This window comes from Thermogemmatispora argillosa (assembly GCF_059696725.1).
The window spans coordinates 109,848-135,361 of the sequence record NZ_AP019377.1 but is presented as its reverse complement, the minus strand read 5'-3'; the positions used below and the strand labels follow the sequence as shown (position 1 = coordinate 135,361).

General features: G+C 61.4%; 19 protein-coding genes. 10 read left to right on the top strand and 9 right to left on the bottom strand.

The annotated features are described in order from the left end of the window. The first annotated feature begins 223 nt into the window (after nucleotides 1-223). Complete coding sequence (locus tag AC6H1L_RS00550; protein ID WP_497599603.1) at nucleotides 224-553, top strand: hypothetical protein; 330 nt, start codon at nucleotides 224-226, stop codon at nucleotides 551-553. A gap of 62 nt (nucleotides 554-615) precedes the next feature. Here the strand turns inward: AC6H1L_RS00550 and AC6H1L_RS00545 are convergent, their stop codons facing one another. The 6 genes from AC6H1L_RS00545 to AC6H1L_RS00520 all read right to left on the bottom strand — a co-directional run bounded on the left by AC6H1L_RS00545 (nucleotide 616) and on the right by AC6H1L_RS00520 (nucleotide 8,199). Beyond that, entirely contained in the window at nucleotides 616-1,545 is a 930-nt protein-coding gene (locus AC6H1L_RS00545; RefSeq protein WP_497599602.1) for a class I SAM-dependent methyltransferase, read from the bottom strand. 300 nt (nucleotides 1,546-1,845) lie between these two features. Then, nucleotides 1,846-2,598, bottom strand: a complete 753-nt coding sequence (locus AC6H1L_RS00540) for an SDR family NAD(P)-dependent oxidoreductase (RefSeq protein WP_497599601.1) — start codon at nucleotides 2,596-2,598, stop codon at nucleotides 1,846-1,848. A gap of 236 nt (nucleotides 2,599-2,834) precedes the next feature. Next, the gene (locus AC6H1L_RS00535; RefSeq protein ID WP_497599600.1) at nucleotides 2,835-3,455 is read right to left on the bottom strand and encodes a TetR/AcrR family transcriptional regulator; all 621 of its coding nucleotides are present in this window, start codon (nucleotides 3,453-3,455) and stop codon (nucleotides 2,835-2,837) included. 271 nt (nucleotides 3,456-3,726) lie between these two features. Further along, a complete protein-coding gene (locus AC6H1L_RS00530) occupies nucleotides 3,727-5,676 on the bottom strand; it encodes a hydantoinase B/oxoprolinase family protein (RefSeq protein ID WP_497599599.1) in 1,950 nt (649 codons plus the stop codon). 148 nt (nucleotides 5,677-5,824) lie between these two features. Further along, nucleotides 5,825-7,855, bottom strand: coding sequence for a hydantoinase/oxoprolinase family protein (locus AC6H1L_RS00525; protein WP_497599598.1), 2,031 nt, complete (start codon nucleotides 7,853-7,855; stop codon nucleotides 5,825-5,827). A 122-nt stretch (nucleotides 7,856-7,977) separates the two neighbouring features. Next, the gene (locus tag AC6H1L_RS00520; RefSeq protein ID WP_497599597.1) at nucleotides 7,978-8,199 is read right to left on the bottom strand and encodes a hypothetical protein; all 222 of its coding nucleotides are present in this window, start codon (nucleotides 8,197-8,199) and stop codon (nucleotides 7,978-7,980) included. Between the two features lie 651 nt (nucleotides 8,200-8,850). On the opposite strand from AC6H1L_RS00520, the gene AC6H1L_RS00515 reads away from it, so the two are divergent. From AC6H1L_RS00515 to AC6H1L_RS00485, 7 genes are all read left to right on the top strand, one after another. Continuing rightward, nucleotides 8,851-10,428, top strand: a complete 1,578-nt coding sequence (locus AC6H1L_RS00515) for an acyl-CoA synthetase (protein ID WP_497599596.1) — start codon at nucleotides 8,851-8,853, stop codon at nucleotides 10,426-10,428. A 475-nt stretch (nucleotides 10,429-10,903) separates the two neighbouring features. Beyond that, nucleotides 10,904-12,280: an MmgE/PrpD family protein gene (locus AC6H1L_RS00510; RefSeq protein WP_497599595.1), complete on the top strand. Its 1,377-nt coding sequence runs from the start codon at nucleotides 10,904-10,906 to the stop codon at nucleotides 12,278-12,280. Nucleotides 12,281-12,402: 122 nt separating this feature from the next. Further along, entirely contained in the window at nucleotides 12,403-13,389 is a 987-nt protein-coding gene (locus AC6H1L_RS00505; protein WP_497599594.1) for a thiamine pyrophosphate-dependent dehydrogenase E1 component subunit alpha, read from the top strand. Between the two features lie 48 nt (nucleotides 13,390-13,437). Further along, on the top strand, nucleotides 13,438-14,415 hold the full coding sequence (locus AC6H1L_RS00500; RefSeq protein ID WP_497599593.1) for an alpha-ketoacid dehydrogenase subunit beta: 978 nt from the start codon (nucleotides 13,438-13,440) through the stop codon (nucleotides 14,413-14,415). A gap of 63 nt (nucleotides 14,416-14,478) precedes the next feature. Further along, on the top strand, nucleotides 14,479-15,816 hold the full coding sequence (locus AC6H1L_RS00495) for a dihydrolipoamide acetyltransferase family protein (RefSeq protein ID WP_497599592.1): 1,338 nt from the start codon (nucleotides 14,479-14,481) through the stop codon (nucleotides 15,814-15,816). 148 nt (nucleotides 15,817-15,964) lie between these two features. Beyond that, the gene (locus AC6H1L_RS00490) at nucleotides 15,965-17,134 is read left to right on the top strand and encodes an acyl-CoA dehydrogenase family protein (protein ID WP_497599591.1); all 1,170 of its coding nucleotides are present in this window, start codon (nucleotides 15,965-15,967) and stop codon (nucleotides 17,132-17,134) included. Nucleotides 17,135-17,164: 30 nt separating this feature from the next. Further along, nucleotides 17,165-17,950, top strand: a complete 786-nt coding sequence (locus AC6H1L_RS00485) for an enoyl-CoA hydratase-related protein (RefSeq protein ID WP_497599590.1) — start codon at nucleotides 17,165-17,167, stop codon at nucleotides 17,948-17,950. A gap of 644 nt (nucleotides 17,951-18,594) precedes the next feature. Here the strand turns inward: AC6H1L_RS00485 and AC6H1L_RS00480 are convergent. Next, nucleotides 18,595-20,214 carry an aminotransferase-like domain-containing protein gene (locus AC6H1L_RS00480; protein ID WP_497599589.1) on the bottom strand — a complete coding sequence of 540 codons (1,620 nt, stop codon included), beginning with the start codon at nucleotides 20,212-20,214 and terminating at the stop codon, nucleotides 18,595-18,597. Between the two features lie 392 nt (nucleotides 20,215-20,606). Between AC6H1L_RS00480 and AC6H1L_RS00475 the strand changes: the two genes are divergently transcribed. Further along, entirely contained in the window at nucleotides 20,607-21,620 is a 1,014-nt protein-coding gene (locus tag AC6H1L_RS00475) for an NAD(P)H-dependent flavin oxidoreductase (protein ID WP_497599588.1), read from the top strand. A gap of 93 nt (nucleotides 21,621-21,713) precedes the next feature. Here the strand turns inward: AC6H1L_RS00475 and AC6H1L_RS00470 are convergent, their stop codons facing one another. Next, nucleotides 21,714-23,198, bottom strand: a complete 1,485-nt coding sequence (locus tag AC6H1L_RS00470) for an acetate--CoA ligase family protein (RefSeq protein ID WP_497599587.1) — start codon at nucleotides 23,196-23,198, stop codon at nucleotides 21,714-21,716. Next, on the bottom strand, nucleotides 23,199-24,194 hold the full coding sequence (locus AC6H1L_RS00465) for a PAC2 family protein (RefSeq protein ID WP_497599586.1): 996 nt from the start codon (nucleotides 24,192-24,194) through the stop codon (nucleotides 23,199-23,201). A 265-nt stretch (nucleotides 24,195-24,459) separates the two neighbouring features. On the opposite strand from AC6H1L_RS00465, the gene AC6H1L_RS00460 reads away from it, so the two are divergent. Then, the gene (locus AC6H1L_RS00460; protein ID WP_497599585.1) at nucleotides 24,460-25,449 is read left to right on the top strand and encodes an RluA family pseudouridine synthase; all 990 of its coding nucleotides are present in this window, start codon (nucleotides 24,460-24,462) and stop codon (nucleotides 25,447-25,449) included. Nucleotides 25,450-25,514 lie beyond the last annotated feature (65 nt).

Genomic DNA, 25,514 nt, shown 5'->3' with positions numbered 1-25,514 from the left:
TGACCAGGGCTATCACAATCCCAAGCATACAGACAGACAGACAGGTACCCACAGGGCCGGCTGTCACCGGGCTGGCGAAGCTTTGCGTGAGTATCTACAGAGAGCGTTCATTTTCATAAAGCCTGCGGGAAAGCGTCCATATAGAGTGTGGATGGTCCAATAGGGTCCCTAAGATGAAACAGAGCATGCATGCGCACCATGAAGAACAAAGGAGCGAAGCACTATGCTGCCACTGCTCATCATGATCCTCTGCATTCTCTTGCTTGGCGGCCTGGTGGTGCTGTGCTATCTCTACCTGCGCTGCGGCCTGGGCCGGCCACGCCTTACCGACTTCAGTCAGTGGCGTGGGCGTTGGCCTGGCACGGGAGACGCCCGTAGAGCAGCCGCGATGCCGGAGCCGGCCCAGCCAGGAGGAAACGATGAGAGCTTGCTGCTGGCCGTTGACGTTGTCACCGAGACCAGCCGACAAGCTCGCCTCATCGCTTTTCTCCTGCTCAGTGGTCTGCTCCTGAGCATTCTCCTGTTGCTGCTGACCCTTGGCGCCCAGCCCTAAGCTGAACGAGCTGCGAGCAGCGCGAGTCGGGGCCAGGCAAAAGAGCCAGAACGGCAAAGAGCCTAGGCGGAGGAGGCCGCTGGCTTCTGGCCCCAGACGGTCACCAGCGTCCAGAGGGCGCAGAAATCGTCTTGCTGCATCTCGGCGAGAGCCTGCTGTATTTGTCGCTCCAACTCACCTTGTTGGATCAAGCCGGCGCGCAGCAGAAAAGGACGAATCAGCTCCAGCCCCATCATGCAGTCCTTAAAGAGGCTATAGTAGGCGGGAGTATCGATCGACCAGTCGATGGCACTGGCATGGAGGCGCACATCCTGGAAGCCGGCCCGGCGCAGCAAGCGCGGCAGCACCGGCGTAATACCGACATGGCGCCCATCCGGCGAAAAGCTCTGTCCAGCCAGCTTCAGGGCCCGTGTTCCCAGCTCATGCAGCGCACTAAGCGTCGGGCTGGTTGTGAGCGACAGCTCCCCCTCGGTCAGGCGCAGCACGCCACCCGGCTTCAGCAGGCGGTAGCCTTCGGCTATCAGGCGTGGCCAGGCCGCGGGCAGCATAAAGCCGGCGAGCAAGCGCCCATTTACCAGATCGAAGGAAGCGTCGGGGAAGGCCAGTGGCTCCATGACATTCATCACCTGAAAACTGGCGTTGGCCAGGCGGCGCGTTTGAGCCTGAGTGGAAGCGTACTCTACCACTGCCGGGCTGATATCGACGCCGATCACCTCCGCCTCGGGATAGGCGTAGGCCAGGTCCAGTACCCAGCCACCTGGCCCACAAGCCAGATCCAAAACCCTGGCTGTGGGAGGCAGCGCCTGGCCTTCCGGGAAAAGGCCGCCCATCCCTTCAGTAATGATGCGTTCCTGCATTGTCAAGCGGGCCAGCTCGCCTGGATTCTCAGGATCGATCACATAAGTATGTTGACGCGAAGAAAACGCCTCAGCGGGCTTATGCTGTGCGGATTGCTCGGGTGAACCGTTCATCGTCTGCGTATCCCTCATCATGGCCTGGCGCGGCAGAGGCAGGGCTGCTGTTGCCGCAGCTCAGACGGAGCAGCAAGGCTACCACGCCTGGCCTGCCCTTGTGAAGCAGCCTCCCCTCTTGCCTGCCGTTCTCGCTATGCCCTTATCAGGATAGCATCATCGCGGCCTCTAGGCCAAACTCAGCGGTTGCTAGGAGGGAAGAGCCATCAGTCAGCGGACCGAAGAAGCCTGAGCGCGGTGGCCGGGCAGAAACTGCCAGCGTACCGCCGCGCTCGTCGGAGCAGGAGCCTGGCCGCGGGAGGAGCGAGAAGCGCGATGCCGCTAATCCATCAGCATCCCGCCGTTGACATCCAGGGTCAAGCCGGTGATCCAATTCGAAGCAGGGGAAGCCAAGAAGAGAATCGCCTCAGCGATATCGCGCGGATCACCCAGGCGACCCAGAGGAGACATATCATCGCGGTAGGGGTGGCCAATCGTCATATCAGTCCAAACGGGACCGGGGGCAACCGCATTCACATAGATGGCGTGGGGAGCGCCGGCCTTCGCCACCCATTTAATAAAGGAGTGAACGCCGCCTTTAGCAGCCACATAATGCGGACCAGAGATCACGCCGCCCACCTTTGCGGCGACCGAACCCACACAGACAATTTTGCCATAGCCACGAGCCTTCATATGGGGATAGACCGCCTGTACACACAGGAAGGTCCCCCGCAGATCAATGGCCAAGACCCGGTCCCACTCCTCAACAGTCATCGCCTCCAGATCCGTGCGCGAGACCACGCCGGCGCAGGTCACCAGAATATGGGGAGGACCAAGGCGGGCCACAACTTCATCGATGGCCTGGCGCACCTGCTGGGCATCAGACACATCGCAGTGCAGGCTCAGCGCGCGCTGGCCCAGAGCTTCCACTGCCTGCACTGTCTCCGTGCACGGAAGCACATCCAGAGCAGCGACACTGGCCCCTTCACGGGCCAGCACCCGGGCAGTGGCCTGACCGATGCCCCGGGCCGCACCGGTCACCACCGCCACCTGACCACTCAGGTTGATCCGATCGCTAACAGGAGCTGCTGCCATAAATAACCGCCTTTCGCTGCATCGCTTACTTGTCTGATTGCCTTGATCGCATCAACACAGCGTTGACATCGTCCAATGCGCGGCAGCCTCAGCGAAGACTCATCTCCAAGCCCTCGCCTCTTCTGTGCTCCGCCGAGGGGCAGATTAGCCGTCACAGCCGTCTACTTGTCATCCAGCAAGAGGATCGGCGAGCGAACGGGCGAGGAACGCGACTGGCCGATGTCACTCACGAGCGCTCAGCCAGCTTGCGGGCTGGCAGGAGTCTCCGCAGCCTGGTTCTGGACCTCGCCCGGCCCCTGCGCGATTCCGCGCAAGAAGATCGAGCTAAAGATCGCTGCGATCTCCTCGGGGGAAAGCCGCCCCTCGGGGTTGAGCCACTGGTACGCATAATTATGCATACCCAGGAAGCCCAGGCAGGTCACCGAGACATCCAGGGGCCGAAACAGGCCCTGCTCGATACCACGCTGCAGAGCCGCGCGGATATAACCCTCGAAACGCTTGCGCTTCTCCCGAATCGCCGCCGCGCGCTCAGGAGAGAGCGCCCGCCACTCATTCAAGAAGACAGTCACGTAGGGCCGATAGTCCGCGATGACGCGCATCAGAATACAGCTCAGCGTGCGCAACGCATCGCGTGGGTCCATCTCGGCGCTCAGGCGCCGCTCTGTCTCTTCCAGCAAGGGATTAATGAACTGTTCGTGCACCCAAAACAGAAGTTCATCCTTGCTCTCGATATGGTGGTAGAGGCTGGCCTTGCCCAGCCCCAGCGCCTCAGAGAGATCGCGGACACTGGTACCGTGGTAGCCGTGCCGGGCGAAGAGCCGGGCAGCTACCTCGATGATATCGCGCTTGCGCGCCACGGGAATCCTCCTCTCTCAGGGCGGGGCGAGAGGCAGGGGGCCGGCCTCTGCTCCCTTGACACAAATCTGTCAGTCACCATCAGCGTGCCCCAAATCGATTTTCAGCACAGCAGCAGGCAAAGGCGGCTTGAGTTTAGGGAGGATGGAGAGGAACCGCAGCCGGGACGGAAGCCGGGGCCGCAGATCGCAGACCTCGAATGCTCCTGCAGATCGGAAAGCGCTGGCCCATAAGTCCCACCTTTCACATGCAGTACAGATTATAGAACGCCTGTCAATGGTTGTGGTCAGCGGCTGCACGCCGACACGCCTGTGTTGCCTCATAATCGATCTGGAGTCCCTCGGGATCATGATAAGGGTCGCCCCGAATCACAACGCCGTACAGCTCTCGTGCTGCCTCAATGCTGATATACTCATCGCGCACATCGCGCAGAACCCGCTCAGGGGCACGCTCCAAGGGATTACCCCAGCCACCGCCGCCGTTGGTCAGATAGCGAAACATCGTGCGCGGGCGAGTGCGCCAGACTGGGACGCGAGCGAAGTGGAAGTAACGTCCCTGGCGATCGAGCGCGTGCGTCTCGGGATTGAGCACGCCGGCGACAGGGGTCGCCTGGCGATAGACCGCAGCATCAAAGCCGACCAGCCCAGCCCGTTGAACCTGCTCATAGGCCTCTGGCTCCCAGACCCAGACCGCTCCGACAGCTCCGTCCTTGCCGCCGTAGACACCAAAGCCGCTGGGGGCCTTCGTATGCAGCGGCATCGAATAATGCTCGGCCTCGGTCAACCAGAGCGTATCTTTGACCACTGCCGCCCCGCCGCGGTGCTGACCAGCGCCGGCGGTATCGGTTGCGTACTCCTTGCGCAGCACCACACAAGGGAAATCGGATTCAATGGCCTCAGTCGCCGGGTCAAGATTATTCGCCAGATAAAACACCATGTAACTGTCAGCGTCGCCATCCTTGGTTGCCCCCCAGGGACCATGCTCGCCACCGCACTGCGCCATTGTCACCCAGGGGATGCCGTTGCGCACGCCGTTAGCATTATGAATATTGAGCGAGCAATAATCACCGCCGACCGCGTTCGGCCCTAGGGCGTCCTTCAAGGCGCGGAAGATGGCCAACAGCAGCGGCTGCGTGCTTTCCCAGTAAAGGAAGATCGCCCCGTCGGGAGGCATAGCGCTGAAGAAGGTACCCTCCGGCAAGACAATATCCACGTTGCGCAGTGTGCCCGACGTAAAGGGACTACGCGGGTCCAACAAATACTTGAGAGCGACCGCCACCGCCGTCTTGGCGTCCAGCCAACCGCCATTGATGCTTGTACGGGCCTGCCGTGAGCTGCCACTCAGATCGACCTCCGCGCGATCGCCGCGAATACGCACCTTGACTTTGACATGGTACTCCTCACTGTCGTCGATGCCGTCGCAGTCGATGAAATCCTCACCCTCGAATTCGCCATCCGGCAAGCGAGCCAGCGCCTGGCGCATAGTCTCCGCCGACAGATCGCAGGCGTAGCGGATCGCACCCAGATAGCTTTCGACCCCATAGCGCTGGATGGTCTCCAGCAGCAGATTCTCACCCAGGCGCAGATTTTGGTAGATCGTCTTTATGTCCGGCAGCATGAGGTTGCCGAAGCGCGCATTATCGAAAATCAGGCTCCAGGCCGACTTAACCGGGCGGTCACCGTGATAGAGTAACTGTGGCCCGATGACCAGGCCATTCTCATAGACGTTGCGCTTGGTGCCGCTGAAGCCAGCCGGAACTACGCCGCCCATATCGAGCATGTGCGCCTGCAGATTGACAAAGCCGACCAGGCGGCCTTCGAAAAAGACCGGGCGGATAAAGCAGACATCGTTAACGTGGGTGCCGATACGGTAGGGATCGTTGCACATCAAGACATCGCCCGGCTGCAGATTCTGCGGCCCGAACTCCTCGACAGCATTGCGCACCGCATCGGTCATCGTGCCCAAAAAGAGCACCAGGCTATTACTCACCGCGGGCGTCGGATAGTCCAGCTCTGGTGGACCAGCAATCGTGCTTGCGAAATCATACCAATCGCGCAGAATCACTGAAAAGGCATTAGTCAGCAGGCCGGTGCACATATGCTGCACAATATAGCGCAGGCGGCTGGAGAGCACCGTCGCCGTAAAGCGATCGCAGTGGTAGCGCGCGCGAAAAGCATCCTCGTCCAGATCCTTGATGAGCACCGGTGACTCAACGCGCACCATCGTAGGGACCTCCTCAAGAACTATCCAGAGTACAGGCGATCAGTTGATGACTAGTCGAACGGAGCCAATGAGCCTGACAGCGGGCAGAGACCGGCAGTGAGCGAGCGAGCGAGATAGCCCCTGCCCGCCCAGGTGGAGCACAAGCGCCCTAAGAAGCGGCTGGCTCGATCACAATCTCCCCCCATGAGCCAACGCGAGCCACCTGCCCCGCGACCACGTGAATCGTTGAGGTCGGCTCGCGGATAATGGCCGGGCCGCGCACAAGCGCCCCACTGGTCAGGTGATCGCGCTCATACTCTGCGACCCGCAGCTCACCATTGCCGAGATAGCGCAGCGTCGTCCAGCGCTCGGGAGCCACCTCATGCGGCTGGCCCTCTCCCAAGAAGGGATATTCTACCTTCTGCGACGGTACCACGACCTGTACGCGATAGGTCACACTCTGGACCGGGATCGCCTCAAAGCGATTCCCCGAACGCTGCTCATAGACGCGATGGAAATTCGCGATCATCGTCGCAATTGTCTCGGCAGTGATCTCGCCAGCGGGGACCTCCACGAAAGGCGTCTCCCAGGTCTGGCCGAGCAGGCGCCCGTCGAAGCTGCGCAAGATCCGCACCTGGCTCTTGTCGCCTGGAATACGCGCCAGCAGTTTTTCCTCCATGGCGCGATAGATCTGGGCAATGGTCGGGGCGACTTCTGGCGTCAAAACCATGTAGGCGCTGCGGCTGTCGGAGTAGACCAGATCGGAGCTAAGCAGACCAAGCGCCGAGAAGAAGCCGGGATAGGGAGGAACAATCACCCGCTTGGCCTTGATCTGCTCCAGGATGGCCGGCAGGAAGAGGGGGCCGGCGGCGCCATAGGCGATCAGGCTATAATCACGCGGATCGATCCCTTGCTTAATCGTAATATCCAGCAAACCCTCAGCGATATTATTCAGGCCAATCTTATAGGCGTACTCGATGCGCTTCTCCAGGCTCAACGAAGTTGGCAAGCGTTCGAAGGCCGCGCGCGCCAGATCCACATTGAGGCGCATCTGCCCCCCAAGGAAGCGCTCGGGGTCGAGAAGACCGATCAGCAGGCAGGTATCGGTCAGAGTTGGAGCTGTGCCGCCCTTGCCATAGCAGGCCGGACCGGGATCGGCGCCGGCGCTCTCCGGTCCGACGCGCATCTCACCGGAGGGAGAGATTGAAACAATGCTTCCGCCGCCAGCGCCAATGCTCGCAATCTCGATCGAAAGAGCATTCACCAGCAGGTCATGCTCCAACTCGAAGGTCGCATTGACCACCGGCTGCCCGCGTGTGACCACGCTGATATCGCAGGAGGTCCCCCCGATATCGCAACAGATCAAATTCTCCTCGCCGATCAGACGCCCGAAGTGGGCGCTAGAGACTGCTCCCGCGGCAGGCCCGGCGAAGACAATGCGGAAAGGCTGCTCCATCGCAATCTCTGCCGGACGCAACATCGCAGCGCAATCAGCGAAATTCACCTGACCGGAGAAGCCAGCTTCACGCAATCCAGAGAGCAGATTGCGCGAATACTGCGAGAAAATGATCTTCATCAGCACGTCAATCAGCGTAGTCGAGGCACGCGCGTACTCCTTGGCCAGAGGAGAGACCTCCGAAGAGATCGAACAGGGGATATCGCCCAGTTCCTCGCGCACCAGCTCGCGCAGACGAATCTCATGCTGAGGGTTCACATAAGCGTTAAGCAAGCAAATAGCGACGCCCTGAACGCGGCACTTTCTGAGAATGGCCAGTTGCTCGCGAGCCTGAGCCTCATCGAGTGGGATCAGCACACTACCATCAGCAGTGATGCGCTCACTAATGCCACGGCGCAGATAGCGAGGAACCAGGGGAGCAGCAGCATCACCGAAGGGGCGGCGCCAGCCAGGATCGGTCAGCGCATCGAGAGGACGCCATGTCCGCCCCATGTCCAGGATGTCCCGATGTCCTAGCGTCGTCAGAAAGGCGACCTTGGGAAGGCGGCGCGTGATAATGGCATTCAGGCCAACCGTACTGGCGTGATTGAAAATCGGTTTACTGGCGATATCGAGCAGGCGCGCGCCTTCGAGCACTGAGCGCTCCGTTTCCAGGGCATTAGTAGGGACCTTGGTCACCTTGATCGCGTGGTCATCAAGGGCCACAACGTCGGTGAACGTGCCGCCAACATCGACTGCAAGCATAGAAAGACTCCTCAGAAGAAATACTGAAGCGAGGTGACTCTACTTTCAGTGAAGTCTGTCGATCAATCAGTCAATCAGTCAGGGTGCAAGGACGACACTCTGCTCACCATGAGCAAGCCCGGCTAGAGGGTCTCGGAGAGAAGCTGAATGGAGCCGAGGCGGCCCCAGCGCTCGCGCTCAAGACTATAGAGGCAGTCCTGGCATTTGGTAACGAGCCACCAGCCGCCTTCACTGAGCACGGGGTAACGCCGTAGGTGGTGGCTGCCACACTCAGGGCATTGGCCCTGAACAGGCTCCTTGTGGACAAAGAGGAAAGGCTCACTGGACCGTGGGTAGACGCTCATACATAGACCTCCCTTGAACGAAGGCCGCACGTCCTCTCTGTGCGGGCCAGGCCAAACGAGACCAGGCCAGAAAGATGCTACCCTGACGTCGACGCTCACACGTCTGCTCTCCAGGGGAGCAGCCTGCTGGCGAGCTGCACTGCGCCAGGTAGCAACGTCTACTGTGGGCGCGTCGCCGCTATGCGACCGACCAGTCGGTTGAGAGTATAGCATAGGCGAAGTACCCCCGTCAAGGGTCTATCGACCATAGCACTTTTCGAAGTCGTTACGCATCAGCCTTTAGTGAAATATCAATGCCAGAAAAACTCTACTCCGCTGCGATCGTAGACCGCAGCAAACATACACTAGCTCTTGACGACAAATTGCAGGCTATGTTATACTTCCGCCAAACAGACCGATTGGTCGGTCGGTAGAGAGCGCATGCTTGCTTGCCGCGCTTCCCGCGCCCAACGCGTGACGAGCAAGAAGCGGCCAGATTGGGTTTTATCGGCAGGCAGCCAGACAGATAGGCGCTGCCATGTGTTATGAGGCCTTCGCTATTTCTCCGCTTTGGCAACCTGGAAGGAAGGTGCTTGCCAGGCAGGTATCAGCGCGCGAAGGGGCGATCTACCTGCTGAGCTGGGGCCTGGCGAGCCGGCAAAGGAGCGCGTCATGACCTTCAATTTCAGCAGTGTGATTGAGCACTACGCAGAACGGCATCCTGAGCGCGAGGCCATTATTTACGAAGGGCGGCGGCTCAGCTATGGTCAGCTTCAGGAGCGCTGCGAGGCGCTGGCCTGTGCTCTCAAGGGGCATGGTCTGGAAGCTGGCGATATTGTGGCTATTCTCCTCAAAAACTGCCCGGAGTTCTTGGAGACCATCATTGCTGTGAACCGGCTGGGGGCCGTAGCACTGCCGGTTAACTGGCGGCTAGTAGGCGAAGAGCTGGTCTATATCCTCAATCACAGCGAAGCCAAGCTCCTGGTAAGTGAGCGCGAGTTTGCTCCTGTCGTGGAGGCGGTCCGCGGGCGCTGTCCAGGTCTGCGCCATATCGTTGGCGTAGGGGAGGACATACCGGCGGGCTGGCTGGTCTACGATGAGCTCCTGGCGGCCCGCCGGGGGCAGCATCTGCCAGCGGCAGAGGTAGGGAGCGATGATCTGCATCGGCTGATGTATACCTCGGGTACGACGGCCTATCCCAAGGGGGTCATGATCTCCTATGGCAACCTCTATTGGAAAAACATTGCTCAGATCACGCTCTTCGGGATTACGGCGGCGGATCGTACGCTCATCGTGGGGCCACTCTATCATGTGGGCGGGCTGGATCTGCCAGCGACCTCAGTCCTCTATGCGGGTGGCAGCGTAGTTATTTTGCGCAAGTTTGAGCCGTTAGCCCTGTTGGAGGCTGTGCAGCGTGAGCGCGTCACCAATATGTGGCTGCCGCCATCGATGATCAATATGCTTTTGCAGGCCGAAGGCATCTGGAATTACGACCTTAGCTCGGTGCGCTTCATTATCGATGGTGGCGAGAAAATGCCCATCCCGCTCATTGAGAAGTTACTCTCGCTCTTCCCCCAGGCCTGGTTTGCTGACGCCTACGGCCTGACCGAGACGGTCTCGGGCGATACCTACCTCGACAAGGCCAAGACCATTGAAAAGATCGGCTCGGTCGGCAAGCCCTGTCTCCATCTGGAGCTACGCATTGTGGATGAGAACGATCAGCCATTGCCGCCGCGCCAGCCGGGTGAGATTGTCCTGCGCGGCCCGAAGGTCTTTAAGGGCTACTGGAAGGACCCGGAGGCCACGGCGGCGGCCCTGCGCAATGGCTGGTTCCACACTGGTGACATCGGCTACCTTGATGAGGAGGGCTATCTCTACATTGTCGATCGCAAAAAGGACATGATTATCAGCGGTGGCGAGAACATTGCTTCGCTCGAGGTGGAGCGGGTGCTTTATGAGGACCCGCGCGTCCTGGAGGCGGCGGTCGTGGGGATGCCTCATCCGCGCTGGGGCGAGGTGCCGGTGGCCTATGTGGTGGTGAAGCCGGGCCAGACGGTGACCGCTGAGGAGCTGCGTGCGGCCTGTCAGGCCAAGCTGGCCCGCTTTAAGGTGCCGCATCATATCTTTTTCATCGAGGCGCTGCCGCGCAATCCGTCGGGCAAGGTGCTTAAGCGGGAGCTACGCTTGCGCGTCGCTGAGGACGTCGCGGCCACAGCCAAGGGGGCCAGTTCCAATCAGTCGGCCAACTAGCTGACCGCCTGGAAAGAGGCTTGCCCTGGTCTGCCTGCTGGCTTGTCCGCTAGTGCTAGTGAATGTGTCATGGGCCTATCCGGGCAGCCGGGGCGAGTCTACAGCCTGCCTTGCTCACGGTTGAGCGAGCGAGAGCACGAGCAAGCAAGTGAGTGAGTACCCAAGGAGAGGAGGGTGTCGGTCAACGACCCCTGTGGCTTGAGCCAGGGGCTTGCCCGCAGCCGCATCGGCCCAGGCTTCGGGACTGGTTGACAGCAGTCCTCTGCCCTGCGGGACAGCAGTGCACGGTGGCCGGGTTGGCCCGCTCCCCCCTGTATGGTGAGGCGAAGCTGTTGCTGACCGTCCGGCCAGTGCCTGTAGCCTCGGGAGGGAGGGTACGTCTGGAGAGCCGAAGGTGTCAACTACATAGCGAGAGAAAGGAGGGAGCCGCCTTCCTCCCCTGGATGAAGCCAGGGGGCGCCAGCGGCATGCCTGTATGGAAAAAACATTGAGCACAGAGCTTGCGCGGTTTGTGGCCGGTCTGAGCTATGAGGCGCTGCCCGCCCAGGTGATTGACAAGGCCAAAACATGTCTGTTGCATGGTCTGGCGGTGGGTCTGGCAGGCTCCGAGCTGGAGTACGCCCATATCGCCCGCCGCCTGGTGGCACTGGCCGAGCCTGGCACTGGCGAGGTCAGCGCGCCTGTGATCGGTTCGGCGCTGCGGGCGAGCCTGGCCGGGGCAGCGTTCGCCAATGGAGTGATCCTGCACGGGCGCGTTCAGGAGGATACGCATGGGACGGCGCACCCGGGTACCATGATTATTCCCGCGCTGCTGGCAGCGAGCGAGCTGCGTCCTGTTGATGGGCGGGCCTTCCTGACGGCGCTGGTAGCTGGCTATGAGGTCTTGGCGGCAGTCAGTCGCGATTTTACCGCTTTGACGACGCCGCGTGGCTTTCGTGCCAGTGCCATCTATGGGGTCTTTGGGGCAGCGGCTGCGGCAGGGAAAGCGCTGGCCTTGAGCGTTGAGCAACTGGCGGCGGCGCTTGGCTTTGCCTCAGCCTTTGCCGGTGGTACGACGCAATCGTTTGCCTCGGGTACGATGGAATGGCACTTTGAGAACGGTGTGGCAGCACGCAACGGTCTGCTTGCTGCCCTGCTGGCACGCGAGGGAGCGCGGGCCTCGGCTATCGCACTGGAAGGGCCAGCCGGCTTCTATCAGGCCTTTGCTGGCACGCGCGAGGGGCTGGAGCGCGTGGTGAGTCATCTGGGAGAGACTTGGGAGATCCTCAATGTCACCTTCAAGCCCTATCCGGTTTGTGCCTTCAATCAAAGCCCGATTACGGCGGCGTTGGCGCTGGTACGGGAGCAGGAACTGTCTCCAGAGGCCGTCGTGCGTATCGAGCTTGAGATGAATCCCTACGAGGCCAATTATCCAGGTATGGCCTACACTGGGCCATTTACGACGGTGGAGCAGACGCAGATGAGCGCTCCCTTCTGTGTGGCCTGGGCTCTGGCTCATCGCTCGTTCTCGTTCGCTGCGCTTACTCGCTTTGATGATGAGGCCACGCACGCTCTGATCGGCAAGCTAGAGATGCGCGCGCGTCAGGATTTGCCGCCGCTGTCACTGCGTCTGGCTGTTCATCTTGTCGATGGGCGCACGCTGGAGCAGGAGCTGCGCGTCGATGCCAGCTACTATGCCTGGGACTTTGCGCGCGAGCTGGAGCTGATCAAGGAGCTGCAGCCTGATTTGCCGCTGACCCCAGAAGCGACCCAGCGCCTGATTGAGTTAATTCGCTCGCTGGAGCAATGTCAGGATGTGCATGAGCTGACGCGCCTGCTGGCGGTGCCGGCTCCCAGTTCCGTGAGCAGCTAGGGTGATGCTGCTCTGGTCAGGCAGGCGGGTAACGCTGGCTAGATGCTGCAAGTGCTCTCTGGCCCTGGTTGCCCGTCTGCCCTGAGCAGTCAAGCTTGTTTGGATTGGAGAGGAGGCGAGGCGTGCCTACTGAGCAACTTGATGGGGGTCTGGCGCGTCGCCTGCTGACGACGATGCTGACTATTCGGGCCTTTGAAGAGGCGGTACGTGATCATTTCGCTGCCAGGCATATTCCCGGCTTTATTCATCTCTCTATTGGTCAAGAGGCGGTAGCGGCAGGGCTGGCCAGCGCGCTGGAGCGCGACGACTATCTGTATGTGACGCATCGGGGGCATGGCCATGTTATTGCCAAGGGAGCTGATCTGAAGCGGGTGGCGGCGGAGATCTTCGGCAGGGCGACCGGCTATTGCCGAGGCCGCGGCGGCTCTATGCACATTGCGGCCTTTGAGGTAGGGGTCCTGGGTGCCAATGGAGTGGTCGGGGCGGGCTTGCCCCATGCGGCGGGCGCGGCCTGGGCCTTACAGTTGCAGGGACGGCGGCAGGTGGCGGTCGCGGTCTTCGGCGATGGGGCCGTCAATACCGGCCTCTTTCACGAGACAGCTAATATCGCGGCTCTCTGGCGCTTGCCACTCCTCTTGCTCTGCGAGAATAATGGCTACGCCGAGTTTACGCCCCTCAGTGTACATGCGGCCGTTGAGAGCGTTGCCGAACGGGCGGCTGCTTATCGCTTGCCGGCCTGGCGGGTGGACGGGCAGGACCCGCTGGCGGTGCGTGCTGTGGTATGCGAGGCGCTCGCACGGGTCCGCGCCGGTGAGGGGCCGGCTCTGGTCGAGTGTCTGACGTGGCGGGTGCGTGGACACTACGAAGGTGATCCCCAGCGCTATCGTTCGCCTGCCGAGCTACAGGAGGCGGCGGCCCATGATCCTCTCCGCCTCTTCTCTGAGCGTCTCCGGCGCGAGGGCCTCTTAAGTGAGGCCGAAGAAGCAGCCTTAGTGGCCCAGGCCCGTAAGGAGGTGGCAGAGGCCATTGCCTATGCTCAGGAGTCGCCTTTTCCTGATCCCGCCTCAGCCTTAGACGATGTGCTCTCTCTGCCGTCAGAGGCGGGCTAAGCTAAGCCAGGTTACTACTCTGGGTGAGCGAACAAAGGAGCAGTTGCTGTGGCGGAAAAACGCTACGTGCGTGCGGTCAATGAGGCTCTACGTGAGGAAATGGAGCGTGATCCGGCGGTCTGCCTGCTGGGCGTCGATGTCGGAGCGCCTGGTGGTCCCTTTGGGGCCACACGCGGTCTGCAGGAACGTTTTGGACCGCAACGTGTGCGCGACACGCCGATCAGCGAGGCGGCGATCGTAGGTCTGGCTATCGGCGCTGCCACACTCGGTCTGCGCCCAGTCGTTGAAATCATGTTTATGGATTTCCTGGCGCTGGTCATGGATCAGCTCGTGAACCAGGCGGCCAAGATGCGCTACATGACCGGAGGACAGGCCAGGTTGCCGCTAGTGGTGCGCACCCAGACCGGTTATCGCGACAGCGCAGGCCCGCAGCATGCGCAGAGCCTGGAGGCCTGGCTAGCCCATGTGCCGGGCCTCAAAGTAGTCATGCCCTCTGGTCCCTATGAAGCCAAGGGGCTGCTCAAGGCTGCGATCCGTGATGACAATCCGGTGATTGTGGTTGAAAACCGGACCCTCTACGCTCTGGCCGAAGAGGTGCCGGACGAAGACTACGTCTTGCCGCTGGAGCGCGCTGCCGTCAAGCGGGAGGGGCGGGATGTGACCATTGCGGCCATTGGCATTATGGTGCGTGAGGCGCTGGCAGCGGCGGAGGTACTGGCCGAGCGCGGGATTTCCTGCGAAGTCATTGATCTGCGCAGCGCCAATCCGCTTGACCTGCAGACGGTGCGGACCTCGCTCGAGAAGACCAACCGCCTGGTGATTGCCCATAGCGCCACACGCTGCGGTGGAGTGGGGGCTGAGCTAGCGGCAGCCCTCGGTGAGGAGGCCTTCTATCTACTAGACGCGCCCATCACGCGCGTTGGCGCCGCCTTCGCTCCAATCCCTTTTTCACCACCGCTGGAGCAGGCGATTGTCCCTGATCGAACGGCTATCATGGCCGCTGTTGAAGGCGTACTGGCCCCCTGACCTCAACGGCTTCTACCTCTGAGCGGTGCAGGTTGGCCAGGCAAACATTGTTAGGGAGCAGCTATGAGTGAGGCAAGCGAGGGAGCGCAGATCGAGGTCATCATGCCTCGCCTGGGCCTGACCATGCAGGAAGGCACGGTTGTCCAGTGGGTCAGGCACCAGGGCGAGCGGGTCAACGCTGGCGAAATCATTTGCACAATCGAGACCGAAAAGATCACCCATGAGATCGAGGCTCCCAGCAGTGGCTACTTGCAGATTCTCCAGCCCGAGGGAGCAACGGTCGCTGTGGGGGCAGTGATTGCGCGCATTCTTGCCCGGCAAGAAGAGGTGACGGGGGAGGCCGCCCGACCTCTCTCCGGGCGGGCGGCTGGCCAGGCACAGGAGCAGCAGCCAGGCGCCGTGGTGACGGCTCCTCCGCAACAGGAGACTGGGAGCGGAGACGGGAGAGGGCGGCTTGAGATCTCTCCTGTGGCCTTACGCATGGCGCAGGACCTGGGCGTACCGCTAGAGCGCGTCCAGGGCAGTGGTCCGCGAGGGCGCATTCACAAGGCAGACATTCTGCGCGCCTGGCAGCAGCTCCGCTCGGAGAGCAGCCAGCCAGTGGCCACCGCCTCGCCGAGTGCGCCGGTTGCTCCAGCGGGAGCCTCGACTCAGGACGTCGCGCGCCGATCGCCTGGTGAGACGGAGCAGGCGCGGGGGCCTGCCTATGACCGTGAGCCGCTGACACCTATGCGTCGGCGAATCGCCGAGCATATGCTGAGCAGCCTGCAGGGGACGGCCCAGCTCACACTGATGATGGAGGCCGATGTAACAGAAGCTCTCCGCCTGAGAGAAGAGCTGCAGCAGGAGCAGCAGCGCCTTGGGGGAACGGCTATCACCATTACCCATCTGCTGATCAAGATCGCAGCCTGTGCCTTGCGCGAGCATCGCCGCCTCAATGCGGCCCTTGTAGGGGACGAGATTCGCCTGTATCGAGAGATCAACATTGGCGTCGCTACGGCCCTTGAGGATGGTTTGCTTGTGCCGGTGATCCGGGAAGCTGACCGCAAGAGCCTCGCTGAGATCAGCGCCGAGCTGCAGGCTCTCGCCGAGCAGGCCCGCCGTGGTCGCCTCCTGCCCGACGCGCTGACGGGAGCGACCTTCACGCTCACCAATCTGGGAGCGCAGGGCGTTGACTACTTCACTCCGATCCTGCCCCGGGAACAGGGTGCCGTCCTGGGCGTGGGACGCATATGCGAGCAGGTTCGGGCCAGCGCTGATGGCTTCCAGCGCTATAGTCGACTGGGTCTCAGCCTGACCTTCGACCACCGTCTGATCGATGGCGAGCCGGCGGCGCGTTTCCTGGCACGGATCAAATACCTGCTGGAGCATCCTGCGACGTTGCTCCTCTCTGCCCACTGACGGGGAGGAAAAGGCGCTTCTTGCCACCAAAGGGAGCCTCTCAAGTGGCGGGCGGACAGGCGGGCGTGACCAGAGACTAAGGTGAGCAGGCTCACTGTCCGGCGCGCCTTGAGCCATCCCATCCTATCTTGCACAGGGAGAACAAACGATGGATTTTCAGACCTCAGAAGAGCATACCCTCATTCGTGAGAGCATACGGCAGCTCGCCAGCCGTTATGGCCTGGAATACTGGCGCGAGAAAGATCGCCAGCATGCTTTTCCTGAAGAACTCTGGCAAGAGCTGGCGCGGGCCGGCTGGTTGGGAACCATTATTCCCGAGCGCTATGGGGGGGCCGGCATGGGGTTGCTGGAAATGGCAATCGTAGTAGAGGAGATGGCCGCCAGTGGCGCAGGGGCCACGATCGCCCAATTGTTCATGATGACGCCGGTTTTTGGGGCCTTGACCATCCTGCGCCACGGTTCGGAAGAGCAACGTGAGCGCTACCTGCCGGCGCTAGCGCGCGGCGAGTTCGATTTCAGCATGGCTCTCACCGAGCCGGATGCTGGCAGCGATACCCTGGCCACCAAGACCCTGGCACGCCGTCGGGGCGATGAATATATCATCAGCGGCCAGAAGGTCTGGATCTCAGGCGTTGATCGCGCCGGTGGCATGTTGCTCGTAGCGCGCACCACGCCGCTGGAGGAGGCCCCACGTCGCACCTTTGGCCTCAGTCTCTTCCTGGTTGATCCGCGCTCTCCGGGCATCAGTCATCAACCGCTGGAGAAGGTCGGAACACACTGCGTGACCTCAAGCATGGTCTTCATCGATGAGCTGGTTGTCCCCAAGACGGCGCTCATTGGCGAGGAAGGCGAAGGCTGGCGATACCTGGTTGATACGCTCAATAGTGAGCGCATCGTCACAACGGCAGGTTGTGTCGGCGCCGGGGACCTGGCCATCAGGCTGGCTGTTGACTATGCTAATACCCGCGTCGTCTTCGGGCAGAAGATCGGTCGCCATCAGGCCATTCAGTTCCCGCTGGCCCGTCTGAAAGCGGAGATCGAAATGGCCCGCCTGATGAACTATAAGGCTGCCTGGCTCCTGGATCATCACTTACCCTGTGCGACGGAAGCCAATATGGCCAAGATGGTCGCAGCGGAAGCCGCCTTTAGCGCCTGTGATCAGGCCATGCAGACGCTGGGCGGTTATGGCTTCTCGACAGAGTATCATATCGAGCGTCTCTGGCGCGATGTGCGCCTGTTCCGGCTGGCTCCGATCAGTCAGGAAATGGTCCTCAACTACATTGCTCAGCATGTGCTTGGGCTGCCACGCTCGTATTGAGCAATCGGGAGCGCAACAAAGGAGGGAAAGATGAGTTACCGTTATCTGCAGCTTGAACGCCCGCAGCGGCAAATAGCCCAGGTGACCATTGCGCGACCCGAGCAGCTCAATGCCATTGATCGGGCTGTGCTCGATGAGCTGAGCCAGCTCATCGATGAGCTGGAGCAGGAGCGCGAGCTGCTGGTTGTCATCCTGACGGGTGCCGGCGAAAAGGCCTTTGTGGCTGGGGGCGATGTCGCCTATATGGCAGCGATGAGCATGGCCGAGGCCCGCCGCTTTGTCTACGCCGGGCAAGAGGTGCTGCTGCGGCTTGAGCGCAGTAGCAAAGTGAGCATCGCCGCCATCAATGGCTATGCTCTTGGGGGAGGACTGGAATTAGCCCTGGCCTGTGATCTTCGCCTGGCCGCTGAAGGGGCCCAGCTCGGATTACCGGAAACCTCGCTTGGTCTCTTGCCAGGCTGGGGCGGCACGCAGCGCCTGGCGCGCCTGCTCGGGCCGGGCCTGGCTAAAGAACTGATCTTCACGGGGCGGCGCGTAGGAGCTGAGGAGGCGCTGCGCTTGGGCCTGGTCAATCGTGTTGTACCGCGCGAGCGGCTCTTAAGCGAGGCGCAGGAACTGGCGCAGCACATCGCGCGCAACAGTCCAATTGCAGTGCAGCAGGCCAAGCGGGCTATCAATCAGGGACTACAGACCTCCCTGGATCAGGGCCTGGTCATCGAGGCGGAGGCCTGGCTTGTGCTCTTCGCTACCCATGACCGCCAGGAAGGCACGCGCGCCTTTGTGGAGAAGCGCGCCCCACACTTCACCGGCGAGTAACAGCTAGCCAACACTCAGGAAGAGAGAAGAAGGCTCCTCACCCTGTCCACAGTGACAGGTAGCGCCCACGGGCCTTCGTCCTCTTCCTCTCCCCCTCTCCTCTTCTCGCTCCTCTCCTTCTCCAAGGCAATCTGCAAGCTCTCTGTCGCCCTGCTGACAGGCGTAAGGCGAGCTGCAAGCCTCACTCATAGAACAAGTCGCTGCTCAGGCTCTTGGTGCACCTCTGATCCTTGCTCAATCTCCTTTCCACACCAACGGTCCCCTGACCGGTCTTGCCGTTGCTGGTTGGGTGATCGGCTGCATCTGTCGTATGGGGATTCCTTGCTTTGCTCGGGCCGCAGCCGATGCAGAGGAGGCCTCCCGACCTGGGAACCGGCAGCGCGCATAAAAGATCCGCGCCTTCGCCGTCTGCCGGTCTGGTCTGGTCTGATCTGATGGCTCCGAGGAGGGAAGCCCTGGGAGAGCAGAGCAGCGGCCAGCCCTTGCCAGCGCTTGACCCTGATGGCGCTTCCCTCCCCTCGTAGGCGTAGGGGCTGGTCGGGAGAGAACAGCTGTAACTTGCTCACGCCTCGGGCGGCAAACGCCCCCGCTAAGCAAGCAGGTCAGGAAGCCTGGCTAACCAGGCCCCTTCAGGCTCGCGGACCTCAAACCGCGGTGAAGAGATCTGGGGAAGCGCGACCCTGGCCGGAGCCCCCCCCGTGGAGCAGCGCCCTGAGCGTCGACGAGAGGCGCTTGACCCCCTCGCGCAGTTGCTCTGGCGACTTATCCGCGAATGTCAGGCGCACGCTGGGACAATGTGGCTGACCGTTCTCCACACGGAAGAGCTGTCCAGGGACCAGCAGCAGACCGCGGTCAGCGGCTTTCTCAACCACCTCGTATTCCTGGAGCTGCGGTGGCAACAGTAACAGCAGATTGAAGCCCGCCATCGGCACGGTCCAGCGGCACTCAAGCCCGGCCAGCTCCTCTTCCAACAGATTCAGAAGCGCGTCGCGCCGCCGCCGATACTCCTGCCGATAGAAACAGAGCTCCTCTTCGAAGGCTGGATCACTCAGGTGCTCGAGCAGTGCACGAGCGAGGGGCAACGAAGTGCCACGAGCGAAAGCCTGCTTGCCCTCGACCAGACGCGCCAGGATGGGGGCCGCTGCCACAATGCAGCCGAGGCGCAGAGTCGGGAAAATCAACTTATTGAAACTCTTGAGATAGATCACGCGCCCCTCGCGGTCAAAGCTACGCAGAGCGGGCGGAGGCTCACAGCCCGTCTCAGAGTAGAATAGCTCGCTGCAATAGTCGTCCTCAACGATCAGGAGATTGTAGCGACAGGCCAGCTCAACCAGGCGCCGGCGACGCTCACAGGACATCGTCGCACCGGTAGGCGAGTGAGCCGTTGGCACCACACAGAGTAGACGAGGACGGGCCGCCGGAGCCTCAAGCACCTGCTCCAGCAAATCGAGGCGCAGCCCTTCCTCATCGACAGGAATCGGATGGCAGGCCGCACGCTGCTGCTCAAAGATGTCCAGTGCCGCCAGATAGGCAGGTTCCTCAATAAAGACCGGGTCACCCGGCGACAACAAGACGCGCGCGACCAGATCCAGCCCTTGCTGATTGCCGCTCGTCAGCAGAATCTCTCGCGGCTCAGGTTGAAAACCGAAGCGGGTGAAATATTGGCAGAGATAGCTGCGCAGGGCCTCATCGCCCAGCGTCGAGCCATATTGCAACACCTGTAGGCTGGAGGCCTGCCTTGCCTCCTCGGCCAGAAGCCGCCCCGCGCGCGCCATCGAGCGCTCCCAGCGCTCGATCGGGAAGAGACTGACGTCGGGGTAGCCGCTGCTTAGATTCAGGATGGTCGCAGGATCACCCCAGCGCTCTAGAGCACGTTGGGTCAACCATTGCAATTGACCGGCCCGGCTGGCCTGTGGTGAGAGGCCCCCCAGCCAACCAGCAGCCCAGTCGAGTCGCTGACTGGTCGTGGCCTGGGCCTCGCCTCCAAAAGGGGCGCGCGCGCGGGCCAGAGCTGTCAACGGCGAAGAAAGAATATAGGTACCGCGCCCGACATGACCACCAATGACTCCCTCAGTGGCGAGCAAATCGTATGCTTGAGCAACCGTCGTCGTGCTCACGCCCAGCTCCGCCGCCAGCCGGCGCACCGGAGGTAGCTGCATCCCTTCGGTTAGCTCTCCTCGTACAATGGCACTTTTGATCTGTTCGGCAAGCTGCTGATAGAGCAGAGTGCGCGTGCTCTTGTCTAGTGAAAAAGTAATGCTCATAGTCCCTGGCTTCGTCCTAACTGCTACTTCATGGGAAATACTATAAGCTATAGATGGGATTCATTTCGCTATTTGGAGCCTTTAAGGATTGTATAGCCTAGTATATGCGAATCCACAATCCTTGTCAATTCAGCAGTTTGCCGCTCTCTCCCTTACGCAAGGGAGAGATTGTACACAGAAGACTATCATCAGATGATGGGCAGCAGCCAATTGCAAATGATTGTATATATTAACGATACAATTATGGCAATCAGGTATCAAGTGATTGTCCGGAGGAAGGAGGGAGCAAGCGGCACTGATGATATAATATCCTCTGCCGGCCAACGAAGGCAGGTGCGAGGAAGAGCCTGCCATGCCATCCTCAACCCGGTCGGCGGAAGGCGGGAACCCACTTGACATTGCTACCTGAGCGCATCCAGACGCGCTTTACCGAGCTAGTCAACATTCGCTATCCGATTGTGCAGGGAGGCCTCTCCCACCTCTCGTTTGCCGAGCTGGCGGCAGCGGTCTCCAATGCTGGTGGCCTTGGCCAGATCGGCTGTGCCTGTTTTACCACACCTGAAGAGCTACGCGCTGAGATCCAGAAGGCCAAGCGTCTCACAGACAAGCCCTTTGGCGTCAACTTCCCCATTGGTCACATTCCCCTGGAGCCGTTCCTTGACGCGGCCCTGAGCGAAAAGCCGGCGGTAATCAGCATCACCGGGGGCAATCCAGAGCCACTGCTCAAGCGTATCCAGACGAGCGGCGTCAAAGTGCGCACGATGGTTCTTGTAGCCGGGGTACGAGCAGCGCGCAAGGCGGAAGCCCTTGGGGCGGACGCCGTGATAGCCGTTGGCTTCGAGGGCGGGGGACACCTTGGGCGCGACGATATTGGGACGCTCGTTCTGACTCCGCGCGTGGTAGAAGCGGTCAGCATCCCCGTGCTAGCCAGCGGTGGCATCGCTGACGGGCGGGGACTCGCGGCGGCTCTGGCTCTCGGAGCTGAGGGGGTCGAACTGGGCACGCGCTTTGTCGCCGTGCGTGAGAGCAACGCCCATCCACACTATCAGCAAGCCCTACTTGAGGCCCAGGAGACAGACACCATGATTATTGAGCGCAGCATCGGGCGTCCGGCGCGCGTCCTCAAGGGGGGAGTCGCCGAGCGTATTCGCCAGGTTGAAGAGGAGTTAGAGCGCGAGGGAGCCGGCGCCGAGGAGCGCCTACGCCGATTACTGCCGCTCATCAGCGGAGCCGTCAATAAGCGAGCTGCTCTCGAAGGAGTTCTTGATGAAGGCTTTGTCTGGGCTGGTCAGGTGGTGGGTCTCATCCATGACATTCCGACTGCCCAAGAGCTGATTGAGCGCATGGTGCGAGAGGCCTGGGAGATCTGTCAGCGTCTGCCCGGTCTCTTTACCTCCCCCCGCTGAATCAGCAACTGCAGGCGAATGAGAGAGCGCGCGAAGTCGGAGACCTGCTTCCCGACCTCGCGCGCCCTGCCCGCAGCTTGCCTGTACCCTGTCTCATCCATCTGTGCACATTCCCGATTCCTGGTCCTGGTCGGCGGTACGGGCGACTGCGGCCATACGCGTCAAGAACTGGCCGATCTCGGCCAGAGCGGCCATAGCGCGACAGGTGATCTCGATCGACTCGTAGTAAGGAAGGCCCTCCTGGCGTAGGAGCTGGAGGGCCGGGATATCCTTATCGTAGCGGGCGTAGATCGTCTGAACCAGAACAGGCTTGCCGTACTGGCGTACAAGGCGGCCCAACTCGCGGGCGGCCTCTTCCTCGCGCGCGCCGAAGGCCTCCGAGAGCAGCCAGCGATAGCCGCCGAAGAGACCTGTGATAATGACGCCATCGACATCAGGATCGGCCAGACAAATTTCGCTCAGGCGGGCGAAGGCCAACGGGTCCTCATCGGCGGCGCCTGCGACATCGATCGGATTGGTCGCCGTTGCTCGGGCGGGCAGCAGTGCGCGTAACCGCTGCTGGGTTTCCTCCTTGAGAATGGGCACCTCCAGACCACAGCGCAGGGCCGCATCGCCAGAGGCGACCACGCTGCCGCCGCCGTCGCCCACGATCGCGATGCGCCGACCCCCTTGGGGCGTTGGTGGTTGCAGGGCCAGGGCGCGGGCCACCGGATACAGCTCATCTGAGCGAATGACGCGTACCACGCCGCTGCCAAGCAGAGCGGTGTCATGATCGGGGCGCACAGTTGCCAGGCTGCCAGTGTGAGCCAGAGCGGCGCGTACGCCAACTTCGGTGGCCCCGCTCAGCAGGATCACCACCGGCTTATAGCGTCCCTGCCGATAGAGCTGCTCGGTTACCTGCCGCAGCGTCTGCTCATCAATGGCCTCAACGTAGCCGGCAATGACCTTGGTCTCAGGGTCGTTGGCCAGATACTGCAAGTACTCAGGGAAGCCTACATCGGCACCATTCCCCATACTCAGGAAAGTGGTAAAGCCCAGCCCATCAAGCTGAGCTTGAGCGTAGAGATACATCCCGAGATTCCCACTTTGGGAGACCAGGCCGATCGGTCCCTCTGGCAGCGGGAAAGCCATGCCCAGGGCGTTGAGCCGGGCGCGCCGCACGTAGACGCCCATGCAATTGCTGCCAAGGATACGGATACCATGTTTGTGGCAGCGGGCGACCAGCTCCATTTCGAGGGCCCGGCCCACGGGGCCAGTCTCGCTAAAGCCGGCCGTGACGATCACGATGCCCTTGACGCCATGCGCAATGCAGTCGTCGACAGCGGCGGGCACGTGCTGGAAGGCGGTAGTAATGATGGCCAGATCGACAGGATTGGGTACAGCGCGCAGGCTGGGATAGGTACGCTGACCAAGGATCTCGGGGGCGCTAGGCGTAATCAGGTAGACCTCGCCCGGGAAACTCGCCAGTAGCTGGCGGGCGGCGACATGGCCCCACTTCTGGGGCGCGCGCGAAGCGCCGATGATGGCGACAGAGCGCGGGTGCAGCACTTCCTCAAGCGTGTACAGCCGGTTGCTCATTCAGCCCTCGTTCTTAGAATCGTCATCGGTATCGGGTGGCCCCTGTTCGCGCTCACGTCGCAGCAGCTCCTCAACGCTGCGAATGAGCACATCCGCGCTCGGCAGGGGGCCGGTGCCGGCGGGATGGTCGAGGTTGGAGGAAGGCCCGCGAGCTGTGTCCGTCTCGGGTGGCTCCTCCTCGTCCTCATCCTCATCCTCCTCGTCTGTCAGGGCTTGAATCTGTTCTTCCAGACGGCGCACATAGGCGCTGGCCTCGGGATCGCGCGCGACTAGCGCGGTGATCTGCTCCTCAAAGCGAACGGCGTCCGCCTGGATCTCATTCAGGTCGAGGTCGAGGGAGAGGAGGCTGTTGACGTAGGTCAGCAAGGCCGCAGTCACCTTGATATTGGGAGTGGCGGCCAGGTAGTGAGGCGCTGCCGCCCACAGGCTGGCTGCGGGAATGCTGGCGCGGCGGCAGGCGTCCTGCAACACGCCGATCATGCCGGTTGGCCCTTCGTAACCAGAGCTGTGGATGTCCAACTCGCGCAGTCGCTCCTGTAGTTCAGGCGTTGACGAGCTGCCGGTGATAGGGACGGCCAGCGAGTGGGGGATGTCTGCCAGCATGGCCCCCAGCAGAATGACCTCCGAGACGTGGAAGTGGCGACAGATCTCCAGGAAGCATTCGGTAAAGGTGCGCCACTTGAGTTGTGGCTCCACTCCCAGGTAGAGGATGATGTCGCGCTCTTGCTCGGGAAGACCGTGGGCAGAGAACTGGTTAACGGGCCAGATCAGGGAGCGCTGCATGCCGTCGACGATGCGCACGATGGGCCGCGTCTCGGTGAAGACGTAAAAGTCTTCGCTATCGATTTCGGCAATCTTCACCGGCTTCCAGCGATCGATGAGAAATTTGATGGCAGTCGTGGCTGAGTCGGCGGCGTCGTTCCAGCCAGCCAAGGCGGCGATCAGCACCGGGTTGCGTAGTTGCAGGTGTTCGCGATAATACTGGATCAGAGACATGCTCGTACCTCTCTCTGCCTTCCCTGGACCGTATCCTACACATTCTATCATGTCGCGGAAAGAGAGGGCAGTCTCTCTTGCGGCGACTGGCCAGCTTGCCTGGCCACAGGCTGGCTCTTGCTCCTCCCGCTCGCCAGGGCTATAATACCCTGGCAATGCGGCTTCATAGGACGCGCTTGCCGCACTGGTGGCCAGGGCTGGCCAGATAGGTAAGATGGGGCAGGCTGGCGCTCTATGAAACCGGCTTGAGGAGGCGGTTTCTGTAATGGAGTTCGACCCGGGGATGATCCTTTACCAGGATCATCATATGTTGGCAGTGAATAAACCGGCGGGTGTGGTGATTCATCCAACGTATAAGCATAGTGATGATACGCTCTGGAATATGCTGCTCTCTTATTTAGAGCAACAGGGGCCAGAGCAGTGGGAGCCGCCGGAGCTGCCCGATGAACCAGGCTGGGAGCGGGCACCCGAGGCAGTGCGCCTGATGCTGCGTGAGCGCCGTGCGGCGCGCCTGCGTAAGCAAGAGGGACCGCTGCCCAAGCCAGTGTTGCTGCATCGGCTCGACAAGGATACATCAGGGGTTGTGCTCCTGGCGCGCACGGAAAACGCCCGCCGCTATCTGGGGCGGCAGTTCAATGAGCATCGGGTCGTGAAGCGCTATCTGGCGGTGGCCTTCGCGGGGGCTCCTGCCTGGACACGACCACTGCAGCCGCTACTAGTGCGTCGCCTCACGGAGGATCAGCCGCGACTCTCTGAGCCAGACGTGAAGGCGGAGGATGTGCCGGCCTCGGCGGCTCTGGCAATCACTGGCAGCGAGCCGGAGCCGCTGGTGCTGCCGGTAGGGAGCCTGTGGTTGCTGGATGGTCCAATTCAGCGTGATCCCCAGGATCGTCGGCGCTGTGTGGTAGGACCTGCCGGTTTACCGGCGCAGACGGTGCTGCGTGTGCTGGCGCAGCACGGGCGGTTTCTCTTCTTGGAAGCGCGTCCGATTACGGGACGGATTCACCAGATTCGCGCTCATTTGGCCTCTCTGGGCTATGCCCTAGTGGGTGATCAGACCTATGCTCCTGCTCCCCTGGAGGGAACGCCCCAGGCGGCTTTGCAGCGCCAGTTTCTGCATGCTTTCAGTTTGACAGTACGGCGCTATCCCGATGAGGTGCCAGTGACTTTCGTGGCGCCGTTGAGTGAGGAGCTGCGTCTCTGGTTAGAGGCCTATTTCCCCGCTGCCCTGGCGCTGATTGCTCGCGATCAGTAGCCAGACCGCTTCAATGAATGAGTCCCCCGACCTGGTCAGGGGGGATTGGAACCCCCATCTTGATC

Coding starts and splice junctions, on each gene's coding strand:
- AC6H1L_RS00465 (WP_497599586.1), bottom strand. CDS start 24,194: ATGTCTCTGATCCAGTATTATCGCGAACACCTGCAACTACGCAACCCG.
- AC6H1L_RS00520 (WP_497599597.1), bottom strand. CDS start 8,199: ATGAGCGTCTACCCACGGTCCAGTGAGCCTTTCCTCTTTGTCCACAAG.
- AC6H1L_RS00480 (WP_497599589.1), bottom strand. CDS start 20,214: ATGAGCATTACTTTTTCACTAGACAAGAGCACGCGCACTCTGCTCTAT.
- AC6H1L_RS00525 (WP_497599598.1), bottom strand. CDS start 7,855: ATGCTTGCAGTCGATGTTGGCGGCACGTTCACCGACGTTGTGGCCCTT.
- AC6H1L_RS00510 (WP_497599595.1), top strand. CDS start 10,904: ATGGAAAAAACATTGAGCACAGAGCTTGCGCGGTTTGTGGCCGGTCTG.
- AC6H1L_RS00515 (WP_497599596.1), top strand. CDS start 8,851: ATGACCTTCAATTTCAGCAGTGTGATTGAGCACTACGCAGAACGGCAT.
- AC6H1L_RS00545 (WP_497599602.1), bottom strand. CDS start 1,545: ATGATGAGGGATACGCAGACGATGAACGGTTCACCCGAGCAATCCGCA.
- AC6H1L_RS00550 (WP_497599603.1), top strand. CDS start 224: ATGCTGCCACTGCTCATCATGATCCTCTGCATTCTCTTGCTTGGCGGC.
- AC6H1L_RS00485 (WP_497599590.1), top strand. CDS start 17,165: ATGAGTTACCGTTATCTGCAGCTTGAACGCCCGCAGCGGCAAATAGCC.
- AC6H1L_RS00460 (WP_497599585.1), top strand. CDS start 24,460: ATGGAGTTCGACCCGGGGATGATCCTTTACCAGGATCATCATATGTTG.
- AC6H1L_RS00470 (WP_497599587.1), bottom strand. CDS start 23,198: ATGAGCAACCGGCTGTACACGCTTGAGGAAGTGCTGCACCCGCGCTCT.
- AC6H1L_RS00495 (WP_497599592.1), top strand. CDS start 14,479: ATGAGTGAGGCAAGCGAGGGAGCGCAGATCGAGGTCATCATGCCTCGC.
- AC6H1L_RS00490 (WP_497599591.1), top strand. CDS start 15,965: ATGGATTTTCAGACCTCAGAAGAGCATACCCTCATTCGTGAGAGCATA.
- AC6H1L_RS00540 (WP_497599601.1), bottom strand. CDS start 2,598: ATGGCAGCAGCTCCTGTTAGCGATCGGATCAACCTGAGTGGTCAGGTG.
- AC6H1L_RS00530 (WP_497599599.1), bottom strand. CDS start 5,676: ATGGTGCGCGTTGAGTCACCGGTGCTCATCAAGGATCTGGACGAGGAT.